12 protein-coding genes are annotated in these 18,036 nt (G+C 57.1%); 10 read left to right on the top strand and 2 right to left on the bottom strand.

The features are described from left to right. Nucleotides 1-206 precede the first annotated feature (206 nt). Together KA261_09425 and KA261_09420 are read right to left on the bottom strand one after the other, a co-directional pair. On the bottom strand, nt 207-2,096 hold the full coding sequence (locus tag KA261_09425) for a 7-cyano-7-deazaguanine synthase (GenBank protein ID MBP7698018.1): 1,890 nt from the start codon (nt 2,094-2,096) through the stop codon (nt 207-209). Further along, nucleotides 2,080-2,868 (bottom strand): hypothetical protein, encoded by a 789-nt coding sequence (locus KA261_09420; protein MBP7698017.1) that lies wholly within the window; start codon nt 2,866-2,868, stop codon nt 2,080-2,082. The genes KA261_09425 and KA261_09420 overlap by 17 nt, the downstream gene beginning before the upstream one ends. A gap of 269 nt (nt 2,869-3,137) precedes the next feature. Between KA261_09420 and KA261_09415 the strand changes: the two genes are divergently transcribed. The 10 genes from KA261_09415 to KA261_09370 all read left to right on the top strand — a co-directional run bounded on the left by KA261_09415 (nt 3,138) and on the right by KA261_09370 (nt 17,514). Beyond that, complete coding sequence (locus tag KA261_09415) at nt 3,138-3,722, top strand: hypothetical protein (GenBank protein ID MBP7698016.1); 585 nt, start codon at nt 3,138-3,140, stop codon at nt 3,720-3,722. An 11-nt stretch (nt 3,723-3,733) separates the two neighbouring features. Further along, nucleotides 3,734-5,236, top strand: coding sequence for a type I restriction-modification system subunit M (locus KA261_09410; GenBank protein MBP7698015.1), 1,503 nt, complete (start codon nt 3,734-3,736; stop codon nt 5,234-5,236). Next, entirely contained in the window at nt 5,226-6,185 is a 960-nt protein-coding gene (locus KA261_09405) for a patatin-like phospholipase family protein (protein MBP7698014.1), read from the top strand. The genes KA261_09410 and KA261_09405 overlap by 11 nt, the downstream gene beginning before the upstream one ends. Continuing rightward, complete coding sequence (locus tag KA261_09400; GenBank protein MBP7698013.1) at nt 6,182-7,318, top strand: nucleotidyltransferase; 1,137 nt, start codon at nt 6,182-6,184, stop codon at nt 7,316-7,318. Before KA261_09405 ends, KA261_09400 begins: the two co-directional genes overlap by 4 nt. Beyond that, nucleotides 7,303-8,052: an SEC-C domain-containing protein gene (locus KA261_09395; protein MBP7698012.1), complete on the top strand. Its 750-nt coding sequence runs from the start codon at nt 7,303-7,305 to the stop codon at nt 8,050-8,052. The genes KA261_09400 and KA261_09395 overlap by 16 nt, the downstream gene beginning before the upstream one ends. A 128-nt stretch (nt 8,053-8,180) precedes the next feature. Next, complete coding sequence (locus tag KA261_09390) at nt 8,181-9,380, top strand: restriction endonuclease subunit S (protein MBP7698011.1); 1,200 nt, start codon at nt 8,181-8,183, stop codon at nt 9,378-9,380. 11 nt (nt 9,381-9,391) lie between these two features. After that, a complete protein-coding gene (locus KA261_09385) occupies nt 9,392-10,639 on the top strand; it encodes a hypothetical protein (protein MBP7698010.1) in 1,248 nt (415 codons plus the stop codon). After that, nucleotides 10,629-13,838 carry a type I restriction endonuclease subunit R gene (locus KA261_09380; GenBank protein ID MBP7698009.1) on the top strand — a complete coding sequence of 1,070 codons (3,210 nt, stop codon included), beginning with the start codon at nt 10,629-10,631 and terminating at the stop codon, nt 13,836-13,838. Before KA261_09385 ends, KA261_09380 begins: the two co-directional genes overlap by 11 nt. Next, on the top strand, nt 13,835-14,569 hold the full coding sequence (locus KA261_09375; GenBank protein MBP7698008.1) for a M48 family metallopeptidase: 735 nt from the start codon (nt 13,835-13,837) through the stop codon (nt 14,567-14,569). Before KA261_09380 ends, KA261_09375 begins: the two co-directional genes overlap by 4 nt. Nucleotides 14,570-15,384: 815 nt before the next feature. Next, nucleotides 15,385-17,514, top strand: a complete 2,130-nt coding sequence (locus KA261_09370) for a sigma 54-interacting transcriptional regulator (protein MBP7698007.1) — start codon at nt 15,385-15,387, stop codon at nt 17,512-17,514. The last annotated feature ends 522 nt before the right edge of the window (nt 17,515-18,036 follow it).

Raw genomic sequence — 18,036 nt, 5'->3', positions numbered from 1 at the left:
AGCGGCCCGGAAGGCAGGTTTGACTGTGGAAGAACCCTCCGGGCCGCGTCCGTACCGGATTGCTGTGGTTTGGTGTCAAACCATTTGCCTTCCGGTCGCTATTGGCGAAAAATCCGGTTGACCCTTGAAAAAGGTCGACAAAAGCCACGGCCATGGTCGTAAGCGACTGTGGCTGAACGAATTTGCTGGTGAAAAAAAGTGGGCGATTACGGGCGTGAAGATTCCGAAATTTCGGAATGTGAGCCACCACGGAAGGAGACGTCCCGGATCGTGAACTTGGTTACGTAGCCGGAGACCCTCGTGTAATTGGCAATCGGCGGGTCCTTCAGGCCAAATATCCGGCAGAGCCTCGCCTTCAGCGCCTGAACAGCCTTCTGGAGCCCCTCACTGGACTTGTTGCTCTCCCAGTAAATCTGGCCGCCCTGCGCCGCAAAAGCCTCAAGAAGCCGCCACTGGTTGGTGAACCGGTCGGTCTTGCGGCGATCGACAAACCCGAGCTCGTAGGCGCTGTAAGATTTCGTTATCCCGCGGCACGTGACTCGGAGCGTTTCCCGGGAAGTGATCTCGATCGTGATCTCCTCCCAGCCGGCCCCCTCGGGCGTCGGAAACGGTCGGAATGGCAGTTCTGCAGTAGGCTTGCGGCACGCTCCTTCGGTCAGGATGCCCAGAAGCGAGTCTGGGTCGATCTGCCCCAGCCGGATGGCGTCCGCACGGGCTCTGATCTGGGCGTTGATGACCTCCCCGACCTGCCGAGCGTGGCGGTGCAGCAATTCGAATATCCTGAGTGGCTTTTCGACCCCTTTCCCGTCAACGTACGGCAAAACCGATGAGAGCCGCTCGTGATGCGTCCAGAACTGAACCTCGTCCATCTGCTCCAGTTCGCGGTTGTGACGGATGAGCGATTCGACCATTGTCCGCTCCGTCGGTTTCGTCTTCTTGGGGAGAGGACCATTGAAGATATCCGTCACATACTTATGCCCGGGGTCGTACGTCTCCAACTCGTTATGCGCCGTGGAGATTCTCCGGTCCACACACTGGGAACAGACGCCGCAGTGGGGGTGCTCTTTCGTGGTGCCGTGGGTGTGGGTGCAACTCTTGGATAGACCCACCAACTCAGACTGGCCGGCCTCCTTGATCACTCGCACTATATCCGACTTCGTTTTCCAGAAGTACGGATTGTCGACCTCGAAAGGCCGGCCGGTGACGGCGGTCAGGAGCCGGGCGTAGCCGTGAAGCGTTCTCGGATGAGTCGTGCGGCTGGCTCTGGCGCCCACCACCTGTTCCACCGGAGCGAGATTGATGCTCGTTATCCCGTTCTCGTAAAAGCAAATGCGGTCCATATCGTGCATGATGGCCACGGCGGCCGCCAGCATGGCGTACAGAAACGACCTGGCGCGTTGTGTGGTGTCGCTTCCGGTTGCCCCGCGCCGGTTCACCCATACCGGAATGTGCACCGCCTGACCTCCGCGACCGCCCAGCGCTTGCAGTCTCCTGACAATTTCCCGCTGGCGACTGTCGACAGGAGCGACCGAGCGATGACTCACCAACGCCAGTTTCCTGCCGTGGTTGACGAGTCCGTCAACCGCGCCGGCGAGCGAGTCGAGGCCGCCCGAGAACAGCATGACCTCATCCGGTGGAAACCACGGCCCGTCCCGGTTGAAGTCAATCAGCAGGTTGATCGGGATTTCTCTGGTCAGTTGCGCGAATTTGAAGTCCCAGCGGTCGTCCGACAGGAAGTTGAGTGTCTCGCTGAGCGCCTTCTGCACCGCCGGCCTGGTCCAAATGTCAAGACGTCTCACCGGGATATGGAGCTCAAAATTGCGGTACCAGTCGCTGCCATGGCGGCGTTGCTTGGGACCGCCTCTGGATACCGCCTGATCCGCGCTGTAGACATAGGCGCCGATCTCAAGCATATCGAGACAAATATCCGGGATATCGCGGCCTATGGGCTCACTGATGTTATCGAGCCTGAAATTGACGTTGCCGGTTTCCGGATGCCAGTCCAGTGGAATGACGTTGAGGTAATCCGCGGGGTCTCGATCCCCGGCCCGTTCGCCCCCGCACTCGAAGAGAAAGGCTCTATCCCCCGTGCCCATGGCCGTTGCCTCGCTGGAGTTCGCCGGAGATTTTCTTGAAAGCTACATGGGCGTAGCGGGAGACGTTTTGGCGGGTAATCCCTTCCTGATAACTGGTCTTGGCAAACCAGCCGGGGGTGAATTCGTCTGCAATGCGGACCGATTGCCGAACCCAGGTGTCAAACGCCCGATTGAAAGCCGTATGCTCATCTATGCTCCGAAAGCGGGAGCCGGGGCCGCCGACGTGGCGGGCCAGCTCGCGGCTGAGGTAGTACGCGAGGTAGCGGCGGGTGAACACCGAGTAGAACTCGTGCATGAGGCCCTTGAAGCGCGATCCGGTCAGTTGACGCCGGACTACTTCCTGGGCTGTCCGGGGAGGGGCGGCGAGCAGCGACGGCAGCTCGGCCGCAGTCTGGCGCATGAGTGACTCGCCGAAACTGTTGACGGCGATTTCCTGGAGGTCGGTACGATTCGAGAACCGGCGGAAAGAATTGTCGATGCGTGACCGGAGGCTGGCCAGGAGCTCAAGTGCGGAGGCATCCGAACCGACCTCAAACCCCACCACCTGCAACCTGTCAACGAAGTCAACCGTCTTGGCCGATTCGGCAAACTTGAATATCTCGGTGAGAGCCTCGGTGAATCCGGGATCGTTGGGGATGTGCCGGAAACTGACAAGGGCGGCCTCGAAGCTGGCCTTGGCGATCTCAGTCAGAGAGCCCTCGCCCTCCAGCAGCTTGACTACCTCCCGCCACCTATGGGTCTGGGGCAGAATACCCAGACGGACATTGCCCACCGGTGTGTCACCTCCTTATCCTAAATATACGCCGTAAAGGCAATTGTGGCAATCACTTTCTGCCGATCGGATTGTCACCTATTGGACGGTGAATCGGGGAGGTGACGAGGTAGCCAGTAGAGGCTCGTCGATCCGGTCGGCGGGTGCTGGAGAAGGATACGCAAAATCCGACAAACAGTATCGAAAATACAAAAGAAAATTGTTGCGAAATGGAAACATAATGGTGATATTTTTGTTGCAGTATGCGAAATACAATTGATGAGGCGATTGTGAAGCGGAAACTTGGCGAGATTGCAGACATCCAGCTCGGATATCCTACCAAGGGGAGGGTCAAACCGATCAACGGGAGCCCGTTCAGGCTCGTCCAGATCAAGGATTTCGATGAGGATCGGAATCTACAGGTCGAAAGGCTCACCCCTTTTGAGCCGCCGCGGCATCCCTCCGCGTTCCTGCTCCAGCCGGGAGATGTCCTGTTTCTGTCACGCGGGCACGACAACTGGGCCGTTTTCATGGGCAGGAATATGGGAAATCTGATCCCGGTCGCCTACTTTTTTATCATTCGCCCAAACACCGGCGAGGTCCTGCCCTCCTTTCTCGCCTGGTATCTCAATTCTCCTCCAGCGAAGGTGTTCATGGAATCCCTCGCACGACGGGGCAGCCACATGCCGGTGGTGCCAAAGTCGGCGCTGGTCGACCTTCCGGTCGATGTGCCGCCGATGCCTGTTCAGCAGGCTATTGCCGAACTGGACCGGCTCGGAAGGTGCGAGCGGCAGATCGAGAAGCGGTTGGCGGAACGGCGGGCTCTGCTGGTGTCTCGGATCACCCTTCAAGCGGCACGTAATCACTCCAAATAGAGGACACAACTATGGCGAAAGAGGTCAATCAGAAGGAAATCAACGATATCGTTTGGAAAGCATGCGATACGTTCCGCGGGGCTATCGACCCAGCGGAGTACAAGAACTATATCCTCACAATGCTCTTCATCAAGTACGTGAGCGACTGGTGGAAGGACAAGCGGGAGGAATACCAACGGAAGTACAAGGGCGACACCGGCCGGGTGGAGCGGGCCCTGTCGCGAGAACGTTTCATCCTGCCGAAGGGCTGCGATTTCGACAGTCTGTACAAGAAAAGGAACGCCGCCAACGTGGGCGAGGAGATTGACAAGGCGTTGGCGGCAATTGAAGACGCCAACAAGACGAAGCTCGAAAACGTCTTCCGGAACATCAGCTTCAACAGTGAGGCAGCCCTTGGGGAGGCCAAGGAGCGCAACCGACGGCTCAAGCACCTGCTCGATGATTTCAACGACAGCCGGCTTGACCTGCGCCCAAGTGTGATCAGCGACCACGATGTGATCGGCGACGTGTACGAATACCTGATCGAGAAATTCGCCGCCGGAGCAGGCAAGAAAGCAGGCGAGTTCTACACCCCCCGGCAGGTGTCGCGCCTCCTCGCGAAGCTCGTCAACCCGAAACCGGGGGCGCTGATACTCGACCCGGCGTGCGGGTCGGGGTCGCTGTTGATCCGGGTGGCCAACGAGATCGGGAACGACAACTATGCGCTGTTCGGGCAGGAGAACAACGGTTCGACCTGGGCGCTCTGCCGCATGAACATGTTCCTGCATAACAAAGACAGCGCCCGGATCGAGTGGTGCAACTCGCTGACCGCGCCGAAACTGGTCGAGGAAGACCGGCTGATGAAATTCGATATCGTGGTGGCCAATCCGCCGTTTTCGCTGGACAAGTGGGGGTACGACGAAGCCCGGGTGGATATCTACAACCGGTTCCACCGGGGAATCCCGCCGAAAAGCAAAGGGGATTACGCCTTCATCAGCCACATGATCGAGTCGGCGGTCGAGGGCAGAGGGCGCATTGGCGTGATCGTCCCGCACGGGGTGCTGTTCCGCGGCGGGGCGGAAGGGCGCATCCGGCAAAAGCTGATCGAGGAAAACCTGCTCGATGCGGTGATCGGGCTGCCGGCGCAGTTGTTTTTCGGCACCGGGATACCGGCGGCGATCCTCGTGTTCGACAAGGGGCGGGGGGAGAAGACCGATGTGCTGTTCATCGATGCCAGCCGCGAATACGAGGACGGCAAGCGACAGAACAAGCTGCGGGATCAGGATATCGAAAAGATCGTGGCATCCTACCGGAGGTACGAGACCGTCGAAAAGTACGCGTACCGGGCGACCATCGAGGAGATCCGGGAGGCGGAGTACAACCTGAATATTCCCCGGTACGTGGACACGTTCGAGGAGGAGGAGGAGATCGATATCGAGGCGGTGCAGAAAGAGATAGACGAGCTGGAGCGCCAGTTGGCCGAGACGCGGGCGCAAATGAGGGCGTATCTGAAGGAGTTGGGGTATGGGGGGTAGGTTTCAGATACTCTCTCTGGATGGCGGTGGTATCAAAGGGATCTTCTCGGCGGCAGTTTTGGCCGCCATTGAGGACGATCTTGGAACGACGATAGTGAACCACTTCGATCTGGTTGTGGGGACATCGACAGGCGGGATAATAGCTCTCAGCCTTGGAATCGGCATGAGCCCCCGAGAGATCGTCGAGTTCTACGTTCAAGAAGGGCCGAAGATTTTTCCGCAGAGTTTTCGCACCTCAGGGCGTTTGTTCACGCGAAAATACGGCTCCGAACCATTGGCCTCCGCGCTGAAGGCCTGTTTCGGAGAAAGGCGATTGGCCGATAGTCAGAAACGGCTCGCTATACCCTCATACAACCTCGATGCCGACGAAGTTTACATTTTTAAGACCGCGCACCACACGCGCTTTCAGCGGGACTATAAGGTCCCGATGTGGAAAATAGCCCTCGCAACGAGTTCGGCACCTACATACTTTGGCGTCTGTCGAGAGGTCGATTCCATCCGCTTGATCGACGGCGGTGTTTGGGCGAACAACCCAGTTGTTGTTGGTATTGTCGAGGCAATAGGTATCTTGCAGCAGCCTGTTGAGTCGTTACGCGCTTTTAGTCTCAGTACAACTTCCCCGATCCAGAAGAAACCAGAATCACTAAGTAACGGTGGTTTTTGGCAGTGGCGAAAAGCTGCCGTCGACGTAATCTTGCGGGGGCAAAGTGTGGGTGCCCACGGTCAAGCTTCGCTTCTACTCGACAAGGACAGGTACCTGAGATGTGATCCACTCGTTCACGACGAACTGTTTGCTCTGGACAAACTAACGGCTGAAGGCCTATTGTCGAACGCTGCCCACACAAGTCGTCACCTAACGCCGGAGTTCAAGCGAATGTTTTCGGCACACATGGCATCCCCTTTTGTGCCGTGCCACACGATAACACCTGTTTCAGGAGAGGTTAAATGAGCACAAATGATAACATCCCGATGAATGAAGTTCTCAGCCAGATGGCCGCTGAGCTTGATATTTCGGAAACTGACTTCAACAAAGCGGTTGGACACTACGAAGCTATAGGGGACTGGCTGGGGCGAGATGGCTCCTCCATAGCCGTTCTTAAGCCCAATATCTATTCTCATGGATCCTTCCGCTTGGGCACGATTGTGAGACCGATCGGGGATGATCCGGAGTACGACATCGACTTAGTGTGTCGTTTAGAGGTCAACTCGCAGAATACCAAACCGGCACAGCTGAAGAGACTCGTGGGCGACCGGCTTCGAGAGAACGAACGGTACCGAGACATACTCGTGGAGAAGAACCGCTGCTGGCAAATCAAGTACGCCGGGGCATTCCACTTGGATATTTTACCCGCCACCCCCGATGGTCAAATGGGTTCCGACGCCATTCTCATACCCGACAAGCGTCTATCATGTTGGAAGTGCAGTAATCCAAAGGGATATGCAGTCTGGTTCATGAACCGAATGAGGCCTCAGTTCGAAAGCCAGAGGAAAGCACTGGCAGCAGCAAGGGGCGTCCATATAGATCAGGTCCCCGAGTTCTCCGTCAAGACGCCCCTCCAGAAGGCGATCCAGCTTCTCAAGCGACACCGAGACATCAGGTTCGGCGGACACCAGTGGGAAGAAGCGAAACCGATTTCCATGATTATCACGACACTGGCCGCCCTCGCATATCTGGGTGAGCCGGATGTCCATTCTGCACTCACAAACATCGTGGACGCTTTGGCCGCTTACACACCATTGCTTGCGCACGGTCAGGTGCGGGAGCGGTTTGCGGGAGAGAGAATACTGACGAGGGACGCTGGCGGCCGATGGTACATCCCTAATCCGATCAATCCCGCTGAGAACTTCGCTGACAAGTGGCATGAGGCCGATAACTTGGGTGCCAGGGCTTTCTTCCAGTGGATCCAATGGATAAAAGCCGATTTGACCGCTCTCGGTATGCCGAACAGAACCGAAAACGAGAAGGTTCTGCAGAAAGCCTTCGGAGCCAGTGTCGCCAATAAGGTAATGGAGAGCTACAACCAACCGGCAGTACCACAATTTCGCATCTCTCATCCGAGTAAACCATGGTCGCCACGCTGATACAAGAAGAATTGGTCCAACTGGTGATCGGTCAATTTGCGGGACTGCATGCCCAGTTTCCCGAACTTCGGCTAAAGGTAGCCGAAGACGGATCTGTCCAGATCGTCGGTCGCTTAGCCTTTTCGGCGGAACATGGCGGCATCGAAATCAAGGACGCGTATGACGTTCTCCTGCGAGTGCCTTCTGACTATCCGCGCCGAATCCCATCTGTTTTTGAAACAGGGGGCCGAATATCAGAAGATCACCACAAGTATGATGATGGGTCGCTCTGCCTCGGAGTCCCGCTCGATCTTCGCCGGAGGTTTGCAGCCAATCTGACACTGTTGAGATTCGTCGAAGAAGCCGTTGTCCCATATCTGTATGCTTACTCGTATGTCGAGCAACGGGGAGAAATGCCGTTCGGTGAATGGTCGCATGGCCTTCGCGGAATCCTGGATTTCTACCGAAGCGAGTTTTCCACGGAGGATGACTTGATCGTGTTAGGGTTGCTGCGCATACTGGCAGACGACGATTACCGGGGACACCAACCGTGTCCCTGTGGAAGCGGCCATAGATTGCGAAACTGTCATGGTCACAAGCTCCGGGAGCTCCAGGCTCTTCAATCACCGGATGGATTCCTCCTTGAATACCTTGATGCCGGAAACATGATAGCTGGCTCTGGCATACAGATACCGCCTGAGTCTATCAGCAAGAGAGTCACAAAGTACTTGAAAGAGAAACACCATGAGATCTGACCACCTATCCACGTGGAACAATACGTCCCGTCCCGCGAAGTCATCCCATGCAGTTGATCAGTCGGGCAGGAGCGAGATAGGATGGCACGCACCTGCAGTGATGCGGGAGTATCTGAAGGAGTTGGGGTATGGTGCCTAAGGGGTGGAAGCAGCTGGAACTAGGTGAAATCGCGACGATCATCTCGGGCGGGACACCAGGCAAAGGGAAGGCAGATTTCTGGGGGGGGAGCATTCCGTGGTACACGGCGAAAGACTTGAAGTGGTTCAGACTGAGGGATTCGCTCCACCACCTCACCGAACTGGGGAGCCGGTCAGGCGCGCGGAAAGTGCCCGGAAATACGATTCTAATCCTCGTGCGTGGCATGACCTTACACAAGGACGTCCCGGTTGGATTGACCCCCTGCTCGTCAACATTCAATCAGGACCTCAAAGCGATAAGTGGCAGAACCGGGGTTAGCAACGACTACCTGGCCTACTTCTTGGCCTTCCGGAAACACGTGTTGCGTGGTTTTGTAGACCACTCGGGTCACGGAACTGGGAGGCTGCAAAGCGATTATCTGAGAAACCTGCCAATCTTGGTTCCACCTCCGACCGAGCAACAACAGATAGTTAGCATTCTCGCGCGATGGGACTTGGCGATTGAGCAGGTGTCGAAGTTGATTGGCGCCAAGACCCGGCTCAAGAAAGGTCTGATGCAGCAACTGCTGACCGGGAGGCGGCGGTTTCCGGGGTACGAGGCGTGCACGTGGAGGAAAGTGAAGCTTGGTGAGGTCTTTTCAGAGAGGTCTGAATCGAACAGACAGGACCTTCCCTTGCTCTCCGTAACCTCGGACCGGGGCATCATCCCGAGAGATGAGGTTGACCGGAAGGACACATCGACAGATGACAAGAGCGCGTACAAGCGAATCGCCCGAGGCGACATCGGTTACAACACCATGCGCATGTGGCAGGGTGTTTCAGCTTTGTCGGAACTGGAGGGAATTGTCAGCCCTGCGTACACCGTAGTAACACCAGGGCCTGATGTTGATGCCTTGTTTGCCGCATACTTCTTCAAGTTTCCGCCGATGGTTCATCGTTTTCGGCGGTTCTCGCAAGGTTTGGTCGACGATACACTGAACCTTAAATACAACAGTTTCGCGCACATCAGGGCCGAACTGCCTTCAGTTCAGGAGCAGCGAAAGGTAGGTGACGCTCTCCTCTCGGTAGATAAGTCCATTGCCTCGATGATCGAACTGAAAGGTCGCTTGCAGGAGCAGAAGCGCGGCCTGATGCAGGTGCTACTGACGGGCAGGGTGCGAGTTGGAGGAAAGGCAGGGCAGCATAAGTGATAGAACCTTTGATGGAAACGCTGTTTAACCGGGGGCCTCTTGCCACCATCCTTGACAAGAATCGACAAGAAGCCGTGGACCACGTGCAGAAGATTCCGCGCGAGCAGTTTTCTTGCAGCATGGACGATGTGGTTTTGGCTCATGTTATGTCCAAGCTGCAGCACGAACCTTTATGCCTGCACCGGCAGCTGTTCACTTGGGATATCGATGACGGGCGAATCAGTGGCTGGGATGGCTCGTCGGTCAGCGGAGTCCGCGCACGCGTGACCCTGCCATTCACAGGCGATTTCCAGTTATGGTACTATCTCCCGAACACCCACCGGTCAGTGATTCCCCGAGCTCAAGTTCAGACAGACGGCTTTCCGAGTGGAGCAGGTGCACTGGTGATCATAGTCGAAGTGCCTGACGACAGGGCAGAGAGGGACCTCGCCGGTGAAATCAAGTCAGTAATCGACAACATCGAATATCATGTTGATCAGGTGCGGGGTCAAATCGAGCGTCACAACGAGGTTTTGCAGAGGGATGTTCGCCGCGCGATAACGGCGCGACGCAAGAAGCTGGCACTGTATTCGACTGTGGCAAAAACAATTGACATACCGCTGGAGCGCAAGGAGGGGGCTCCCACCTTCCATCCATTGGAGGTGAGACGAAAGCCCGTCGTGCCTCTCTCGAACAGCCCCAAGGGCCAGGAGGAACGCGGACTCACCGATGAGGCCTATGAGGACATCCTGTCAATCCTTCGCCATATGGGGCGAACGCTCGAATCACTGCCATCGGCCCCCTCCAAACTTGATGAGGAGGAGCTTCGGGACTTCCTGCTGGCGAGCCTCAATGCGGTCTACAAGGGGCAGGCCACCGGTGAGACGTTTCGCCGGAATGGGAAAACCGATATATTGATCACGGCTGAGAATCGGGAGGCGTTTGTGGGTGAATGTAAGGTCTGGTACGGACCGAAGACGGTGGGCGATGCTATCAACCAGATGCTGGGATACCATACATGGCGGGACTGCAGATCGGCACTCATTGCGTTCAATAAGCATTACGCTGGGTTCTCGACGATACAGAAGAACCTGCCCGAACTACTCATGAAGCATCCGAATTTCGTTTCTGACTTGGGGACAAAACAGCCCGGCGAATGGCGGCTTCGATTCAAATTGGCAGATGATCCAGGGCGGTTCGTGGCGGTGCATGTGTTCCTCTTCGATCTCTACGTTAAGCCGAACAAGAAGAAGATGGGGAGGGAGAAGGATGAATCCTGACCAACTGCGCATAGACGAGATGCGGACCTCCCAGGTACCGGCGCTCCAACTGCTGATCAACCTCGGATTCCAGTACATACCGCCGGCAGAAGCGGTTGAGTTACGCAACGGGCGGACGTCGGAGGTGATCCTCGAACCGATCCTCGTTGACCAACTCCGGACACTCAACTGCATCGAGTTCAAGGGGCGCACCTACCCGTTTACGGAAGGGAATATCCTGACGGCGGTGCAGGCGCTCAAGGACTACCTGTACGACGGCTTGATTCGCACCAATGAGAAGCTGTACGAACTTTTGACCTTAGGCAAGAGCCTGCCGCAGTCAATCGACGGCGACACCAAGCATTTCAGTCTGCACTATATCGACTGGGAGCGGCCGGAGCGGAATGTCTACCACTGCACGGCGGAGTACGAGGTCGAGCGGACGGGGGTAAAGCAGGAGCGGTACCCCGATATCGTGCTGTTCGTCAATGGCATTCCACTGGCGGTAATCGAGTGTAAGTCTCCGTCGATCCAAACCAAAGACGGCCTGCCGGTCGACCAGGCGGTGTCACAACAGATACGCAATCAGAAGGACGACCAGATTCCCGGGCTGTTTGTCTACACGCAACTTCTCCTCGGCGTAGCGCAGAACGCCGCCAAGTACGGGACAACCGGCACACCGGCGCAATTTTGGGCGGTTTGGCGGGAGGATTTCAGCAAGGACGCGGAACGGCAGCTGGCGACGCTGGTGAACAAGAGCCTGTCACCGGAAGAAAATGACGCGCTGTTCATGCGTCCGTTCAACGTGACGCGACAGCACTTCGAGGAGCAGGACAAGGCGGGGGGACGACTGGTGTCGGCGCAGGATCAGGCGATCTACTGCCTGTGCCGTCCGGACAGGCTGCTGGAACTGGCGTACCGGTTTGTGCTGTTCGATGCCGGCACAAAGAAGATTGCGCGGTATCAGCAGTATTTCACGGTCCACCGGATCATGGAGCGGGCGCACGAGCGGCTGCCGGAAGGGAATCGGAAGGGAGGCGTGGTGTGGCACACCCAGGGGAGCGGGAAGTCACTGACGATGGTGATGCTGGCCAAGGCGCTGGCGCTGGATACGGAGATCCTGAATCCGCGGATTGTCCTGGTGACCGATCGAGTCGATCTGGACGACCAGATCTGGGGGACGTTCCGCAACTGCGGCAAAGAAGTGGTGCAGGCACGGACGGGGCCGCATTTGATTCAGCTTCTTCGCAAGGGGAGAGAAGAGATCATCGCCACCGTGATTGACAAGTTCGATGCCGGGGTGGGACGGGACGAGGTCCCGGTGGAGGACGACAATATCTTCGTGCTGGTTGATGAGGGCCATCGGACGCAGTACAGGGTGCGTCACGCGAAAATGCGGCTGGTGTTGCCGAAGGCCTGCTATATCGGTTTCACCGGCACGCCGGTGGCGCGGAAGGAGAAGAACACGATCCAGAAGTTCGGGGGGCTGATCCAGCCGATCTATACTATGACGGACGCGGTCAAAGATAAGGCGGTGGTGCCGCTCCTGTACGAGGGGCGGCAAGTTGACTTGTACGTCTCGAAGGAGGAAATCGACAGTTGGTTCGACAAAATGACGAGGGGGCTTTCAGACAAGCAGAAGGCCGACCTCAAGAGGAAGTTCTCGACTACGGAACAGCTCAACAAGGCGGAACAGCGGGTGGCGAGGATCGCCTGGGATGTGAGCGTGCACTACAGCACTACATGGAAGGGCACCGGACTCAAGGGGCAGTTGGTCGCGCCGGATAAGGCGACGGCGCTCTTGTACAAGCGGTATCTCGATGAGTTCGGGATGGTGACCTCGGAGGTGATAATATCCGGGCCGGATGACCGCGAGGGGGAGACCGATGTCGACGAGAGGAATACGTCGGAGGTGGTGGAGTTCTGGCGGAAGATGATGAAGCGGTTCGGGTCGGAGAAGGACTACAACCGGGAGTTGATCAAGGAGTTTGGGTCGGAGGAGGGGTTCGATATTGTGATCGTGGTGTCCAAACTGCTGACCGGGTTCGACTGCCCGCGGAATACGATTCTGTACCTGACCCGTCCGCTCAAGGAGCATACGTTGTTGCAGGCGATCGCACGGGTGAATCGGCTGCACGAAGGAAAGAATTTCGGGTATATCATCGACTACCGGGGCATCCTGAAGGAACTGGATTTTGCACTCGATCTGTATGGGGATCTCGATGAATTTGATCGCGCGGATCTGCAGGATCTGGTGACCGATGTCGGGGCTGAGACTGCCAAGTTGCCGCAGCTTTACTCGGACCTGTGGGATGTGTTCAAGGGAGTGAAGAACAAGCAGGATGTCGAGGCGATGCAGCGGCACCTTGAGGACGAGGAACGGCGGTTGAAGTTCTATGACCGGTTTTCGGATTTCGCACGGACGCTCGGGATCGCGATGTCGTCGGAGAAGTTTCTGCGGGATACCGATCAGAAAGAACTCGACCGGTACCGGACCGATCTCAAGTATTTCAAAAACCTGCGGTATGCGGTGGCGCATCGGTTTGCCGAAACGGTCGATTTTGGGGAGTATCAGGAGCGGATTGCCAAGCTCGTGAACACTTATGTCGGAGCGGGCGAGGTCGAGCAGGTGGTCAAGCCAGTTGATATATTCAACACCGACAAGTTTCGAGAGGAGGTCGACAGGGTGGTCGAGCCGGCTGCCAAGGCCGATACGATAGCGCACCGAACGCTGCGCACGATTCACGAGCGGTGGGCGGAGGACCCGGCGTTCTACGAGAAGTTCTCGAAGATGCTGGAGGCAGCAATCGAGGCGTTCCGGAAGGAATGGATTTCGGCCGCCGAGTACCTCAAGCAGGCTGCGAGTATCATGGAATCGGTGCGGAACAGAACCGGTGACGAGATTCCGGATGAATTGCAGAGGGAGGATGTGGCAAAGGCGTTGTACGGGGTGATTCGGCGAATTGTCGAGCGGTACACCGCGGATGGAGCCAACGCGTCGCGGGTAAGCGCTGAGGCGGCGTTAAAGATGGACCGGGTTCTGGAGAAACTACGTATCACCAACTGGACCACCAACAGTGACCGTCAGAACCAGATGCGGACCGAGATGGAAGATGTGCTATTCGAGATCAAAGACCGTCATGGATTTGAGCTCAGTTTCGAGGATATCGACAAGATCATGGATGACTGCATTGATGTGTTCAAAGTGAGGCGGCCGTGAGTAGGCGTAAGATCAAGTATTCTGGCGGGCGGCATGCGATCCAATACGGGCTGCGGCGGATCGAGTACGATTTGACCTATGGTGACCGCCAGGATCTGGCGATCAGTGTGCATCCGAACTTGAGGGTGTCGGTGAAGGCCCCGATCGGCAAGGCGCCGGCGGAAGTGAAGAAGCGGGTGCTGCGTCGGGCGCGGTGGATTGTCCGACAGTTGGTGGATTTCGAGCGGTTTCAGCCACTGCCGACAGAGCGGCAGTATGTCAGTGGGGAGACCCATCTGTACTTGGGTCGGCAGTACCGGTTGAGAGTGATCGAGGGCCATGAAGACGAGGTCAAGCTGGTCGGGGGGTACATAGAGGTACGGACCGGACAGAAAGCAAGTCGGGAGAGAGTGAGGCGGATGGTAATCGGCTGGTTCACGCAGCATGCGAAGGTGGCGCTGGAACGGAGGTTGGACCAGTGCGTGTTGACTGCAAATCGGGCCAACCTGCCCCGCCCGCCGATCCGGTATCGGCCGATGAAGCGTCGGTGGGGCAGTTGCACCAAGAACAACCGAATTACGTTGAACCTTGAGTTGGCCAAGGCCCCGGTGCACTGCATTGACTACGTCATCATGCACGAGCTGTGCCACCTGCGATACAAAAACCACAGCCGCGGCTTCTGGCGGCTGCTGTCCCGGTTGATGCCGGATTGGGAGAAACGGAAGATGCGGTTGGAGCACGTGGTAGTGTGAGCAGACCATCGGTTTGAAGGTTTCCGATGTCCGTAGGTGACAAATCGGACTATTCCTCGTTGACTATGCGTTCAGGCGGCACTTTTGGCTTGACAAATCCTGACAATCTGTGGTTAATTAATCAGATGCAGTTGGCCGAGCGATCAGCTACGGTTGGACGGGCGCAGGAGAAATCCTTCGGCCACCTATCGGTTTGAATGACACCAGCGAGACGGTCAACGGATTACGTATGAGTAGTTTCAGACTCAGTCGACGGTTCTGGTTTAGGCATCGGTGATCTATCCGGTATTTCTATGTGGAGGTGAGCACCGTCCGAGTGAGTGGCGGGGTCGACGGCTTGCCAGAACAGATGTCGTTGGCGGATGACCAGCAGGTCGGAGGCGACAGTTGGTGTTGGCAGGTATGAACCGAGGGATTGTCTCTTGCTGAAACAGGCCTCATCGGGACGGCGACTAAGATATTGATTCTGGGAGAACTTTTGGCGTTGGCGGATCCTTCAGCTGAGGTGAGGTAAGTTATGAAGCGACTGGTCGTAGGGCTATTGTTAGTAGTGATGGGGCTGGCGATCGGGTCGCCGGCGGTCGAGAGCCGAGCATGGGACCCGCAGAATCCGCCACCATGGATTCCGCTGGAGGCGGCGCCAAGTCGGTCGAGTGGGGACGATGGCGGTTGGGGCGGCATCGAGACGACGCACAAAGGGAGCCATATTTGCTCGTATTTCGATCGGTGCGTCTGGAAGTGGCTGATTTCCCCGTTTTTCCCAACTTTTCGCGAATCTTCAAAGCCAAGGCCGGCAGTAGTTACGGAGGGGGCCGATGAAGAGCCATCTGCGCCAGCTGGATGTAATTGAGGAGTTGATTGCTGCCGGTAAGATCCGGGAGGCTCAGGGCCAGCTGGATAAGATTGACACTGACTCCGTTCCCGAGAACGAGCGGGGATTGTACTACCTTCTGGGTGCCGAAGCCGCGATGCACGCGGGAGTGTATTCTCCGGAGGCAATCGAAAAAGCCATTGTGTTGTTGCGTTACCACCCGGACACCCGTCTATTCGCCCGTGCGAAACATGTGAAGGGGTGGTATCAGGCGGCTACCGGAGAATTCCTTGCTGCGCGAGCTACTTTCATGGAAGCGTACGTACACTTCAAGCGTTGTGAAGATGAACTCAGTGCCGTAATCGCCTTGAACAGGGTAGCCTACTGCCAGTCGCAGTCCGGAGATCTTGTCGGAGCGGGAAACACCTTGGTGCAGTGTCTGGAGATGGCAAATACATTGGGAGATGTCCGTCGTGTAGCCGTTGTGGCTCACAACCTCGGGAAGATCCGAAGGATGAACGGGTGCCTCCGCGAGGCCCAGCGCATATACGCCAAGTACGCCGTGACACCCACCCCCGGCAACGCAGAATCCTATATCTACTACTGTTGCGTTGCATCTATCCCAGTGGCATTGCTGGGAAGAATCGACGAGGCACGACGAATTATCATACAGGCTAAGCCGTATGTCGACCAGTACGCGCGCGAAAACGCCGTCTACCACGAAAACCTCGGATTGATTGAGTTTCTCGGCGGGGACTTCCGCACTGCCGAACAGACGCTTCTGGCTGGCCTCGAAATCGCCCTCAAGGTGGCCGCCCGTTCCTCGCTCGTGTCCCAGAACAAACGCCTCCTTGCCGATGTCTACATTGCCAGCAAAGAGTGGGGACAGGCCGAGGTTTACGCGACCGAGGCCCTCCAGATTGCCGAGCAGATTGGTGAGCGTCCCGAAGTTGCTGCAAGCCGCAGGGCCCTGGCGCAGATTCATCACAACTGGGGCCGGCGAAAGGAAGCTCGCACATCATTCCAGCAGGCACTTGACGCGTTCGAACAGATGGAGTTCCGATATGACCTGGCGGTTACCCGCTATCTGGCAGCGATCTCCGGGCTGTGGACTCGGCGCGAGTGCGCGGCGTTACTCTACCTGGCGCGTGAGTACTTTGTATCTGAAGGGATCGATCACTTTGTGGCGGCAGTGGACGGTGCCTTCAGGAGTAGGCCACTCCCGACAGCTCCCGACGAGGATTCAGGAGGCTGCGGGGTGCCTGCGGTCATCGGTCGCAGCGACAAGATGAGAAGGTCGGTAGAAGCTGCTAAGCAGGCCGCCGCCACGGAGCTGACGGTTCTGCTCACGGGCGAGACGGGGACCGGCAAGGATTTGCTCGCTCGCTACATTCATTACCATTCCGGCCGGCAGGGTCGGTTCGTCTCGGTCAACAGCGCGGCGATTCCCGGCGAGATTATCGAGTCGGAGCTCTTCGGCTATGCCAGGGGAGCGTTCACCGGCGCTGCTGAGAATCGGCAAGGTCTGATCGAAGAAGCAAACGATGGGACGCTCTACCTGAATGAGATTGCCGACTCAAGCCCCGCGTTCCAAGCCAAGCTGCTTGAGGTGTTCGAGACTCGGCAGGTGCGCCGGTTGGGCCAGAACAAGCTGCGGAATATCACGTGTCGCCTCATTGCTGCCACTAATCACGACCTTCAGGAGCTGATAGCACGGAAGGAGTTCCGGCAGGATCTGTTTCATCGGCTGAACCAGGTACCGATTCATCTGCCACCGCTGCGCGAGCGGGCGGAGGATATCTCGCTGTTGATCGAGCATTTCCTGGTCGAGCGGGGAGTTGATGTGAAGGAACATGCCGAGGTAATAGAGCGGTTGAGCCTGTTGTGGTCGCTGAGACAGTGGCCCGGGAATGTGCGGCAGTTGCAGACGGAACTGGCGCATCTGCTGGTACAGGCGCAGCGGGACTTGTCGCGGCTGATCGATCTGGCACTGGCGAGTGAGCCCGAAGGGGAGCAGTTGCGGACGGTACTGACCGCGACGGCTTGGAATCGGCGACAGGCGGCGCGGGTGCTCGGGGTGTCCGAGGGAGCAATCCGCAAGCGTATTCAGAAACACGGGCTCTCGAAGAATTAGGCTTTCTCTGTCCGTCATTTTGCCATTCATTACCGCGGCATTGGACTCGGGGCGGCTCTCCTTCGCATGCGAACCCGGCTTGCTGCCGCGAACGTCTGCGAGCATTTCCACCCTCCCACGCCAATGCTAATCACTCAAATGCCAGCTTTAATAATTCTCCTGCGTACCAAAACAGCAGAAATGCGTACCAGATTGAGGTGTTCGCGTACTTGCAATAGCCGAGCGTGAACCAAAACGGACCGAACGCGAAAGAACTCGCGCTGGGTGCGAACTACGGCCCTTTGGATGACTTCAGTCGTCCGTCCCTTATTATCCTTTCAGATTCCTAATACCGTTGGCGTCAAGCGGTTGAAAAAGCAGCTCGTCAGTTTCACTCGATTTGGCACACTGTTTGATGTGCGGTCTTGCACAAAGGCATAATGAGTGTGTCGGGCTCCCATTGATACGTGTGGGCCACGAGCAGGACGCTTATGACCGAAGAAGTCGTGTCAGAGGATTAGAAATGAAAGCCAGTGCCTTGAG

The organism is Candidatus Zixiibacteriota bacterium (assembly GCA_017999435.1).
In the GTDB taxonomy this organism is placed as follows: domain Bacteria; phylum Zixibacteria; class MSB-5A5; order GN15; family FEB-12; genus JAGNLV01.
This window is presented reverse-complemented; position numbering and strand designations above follow the sequence as displayed.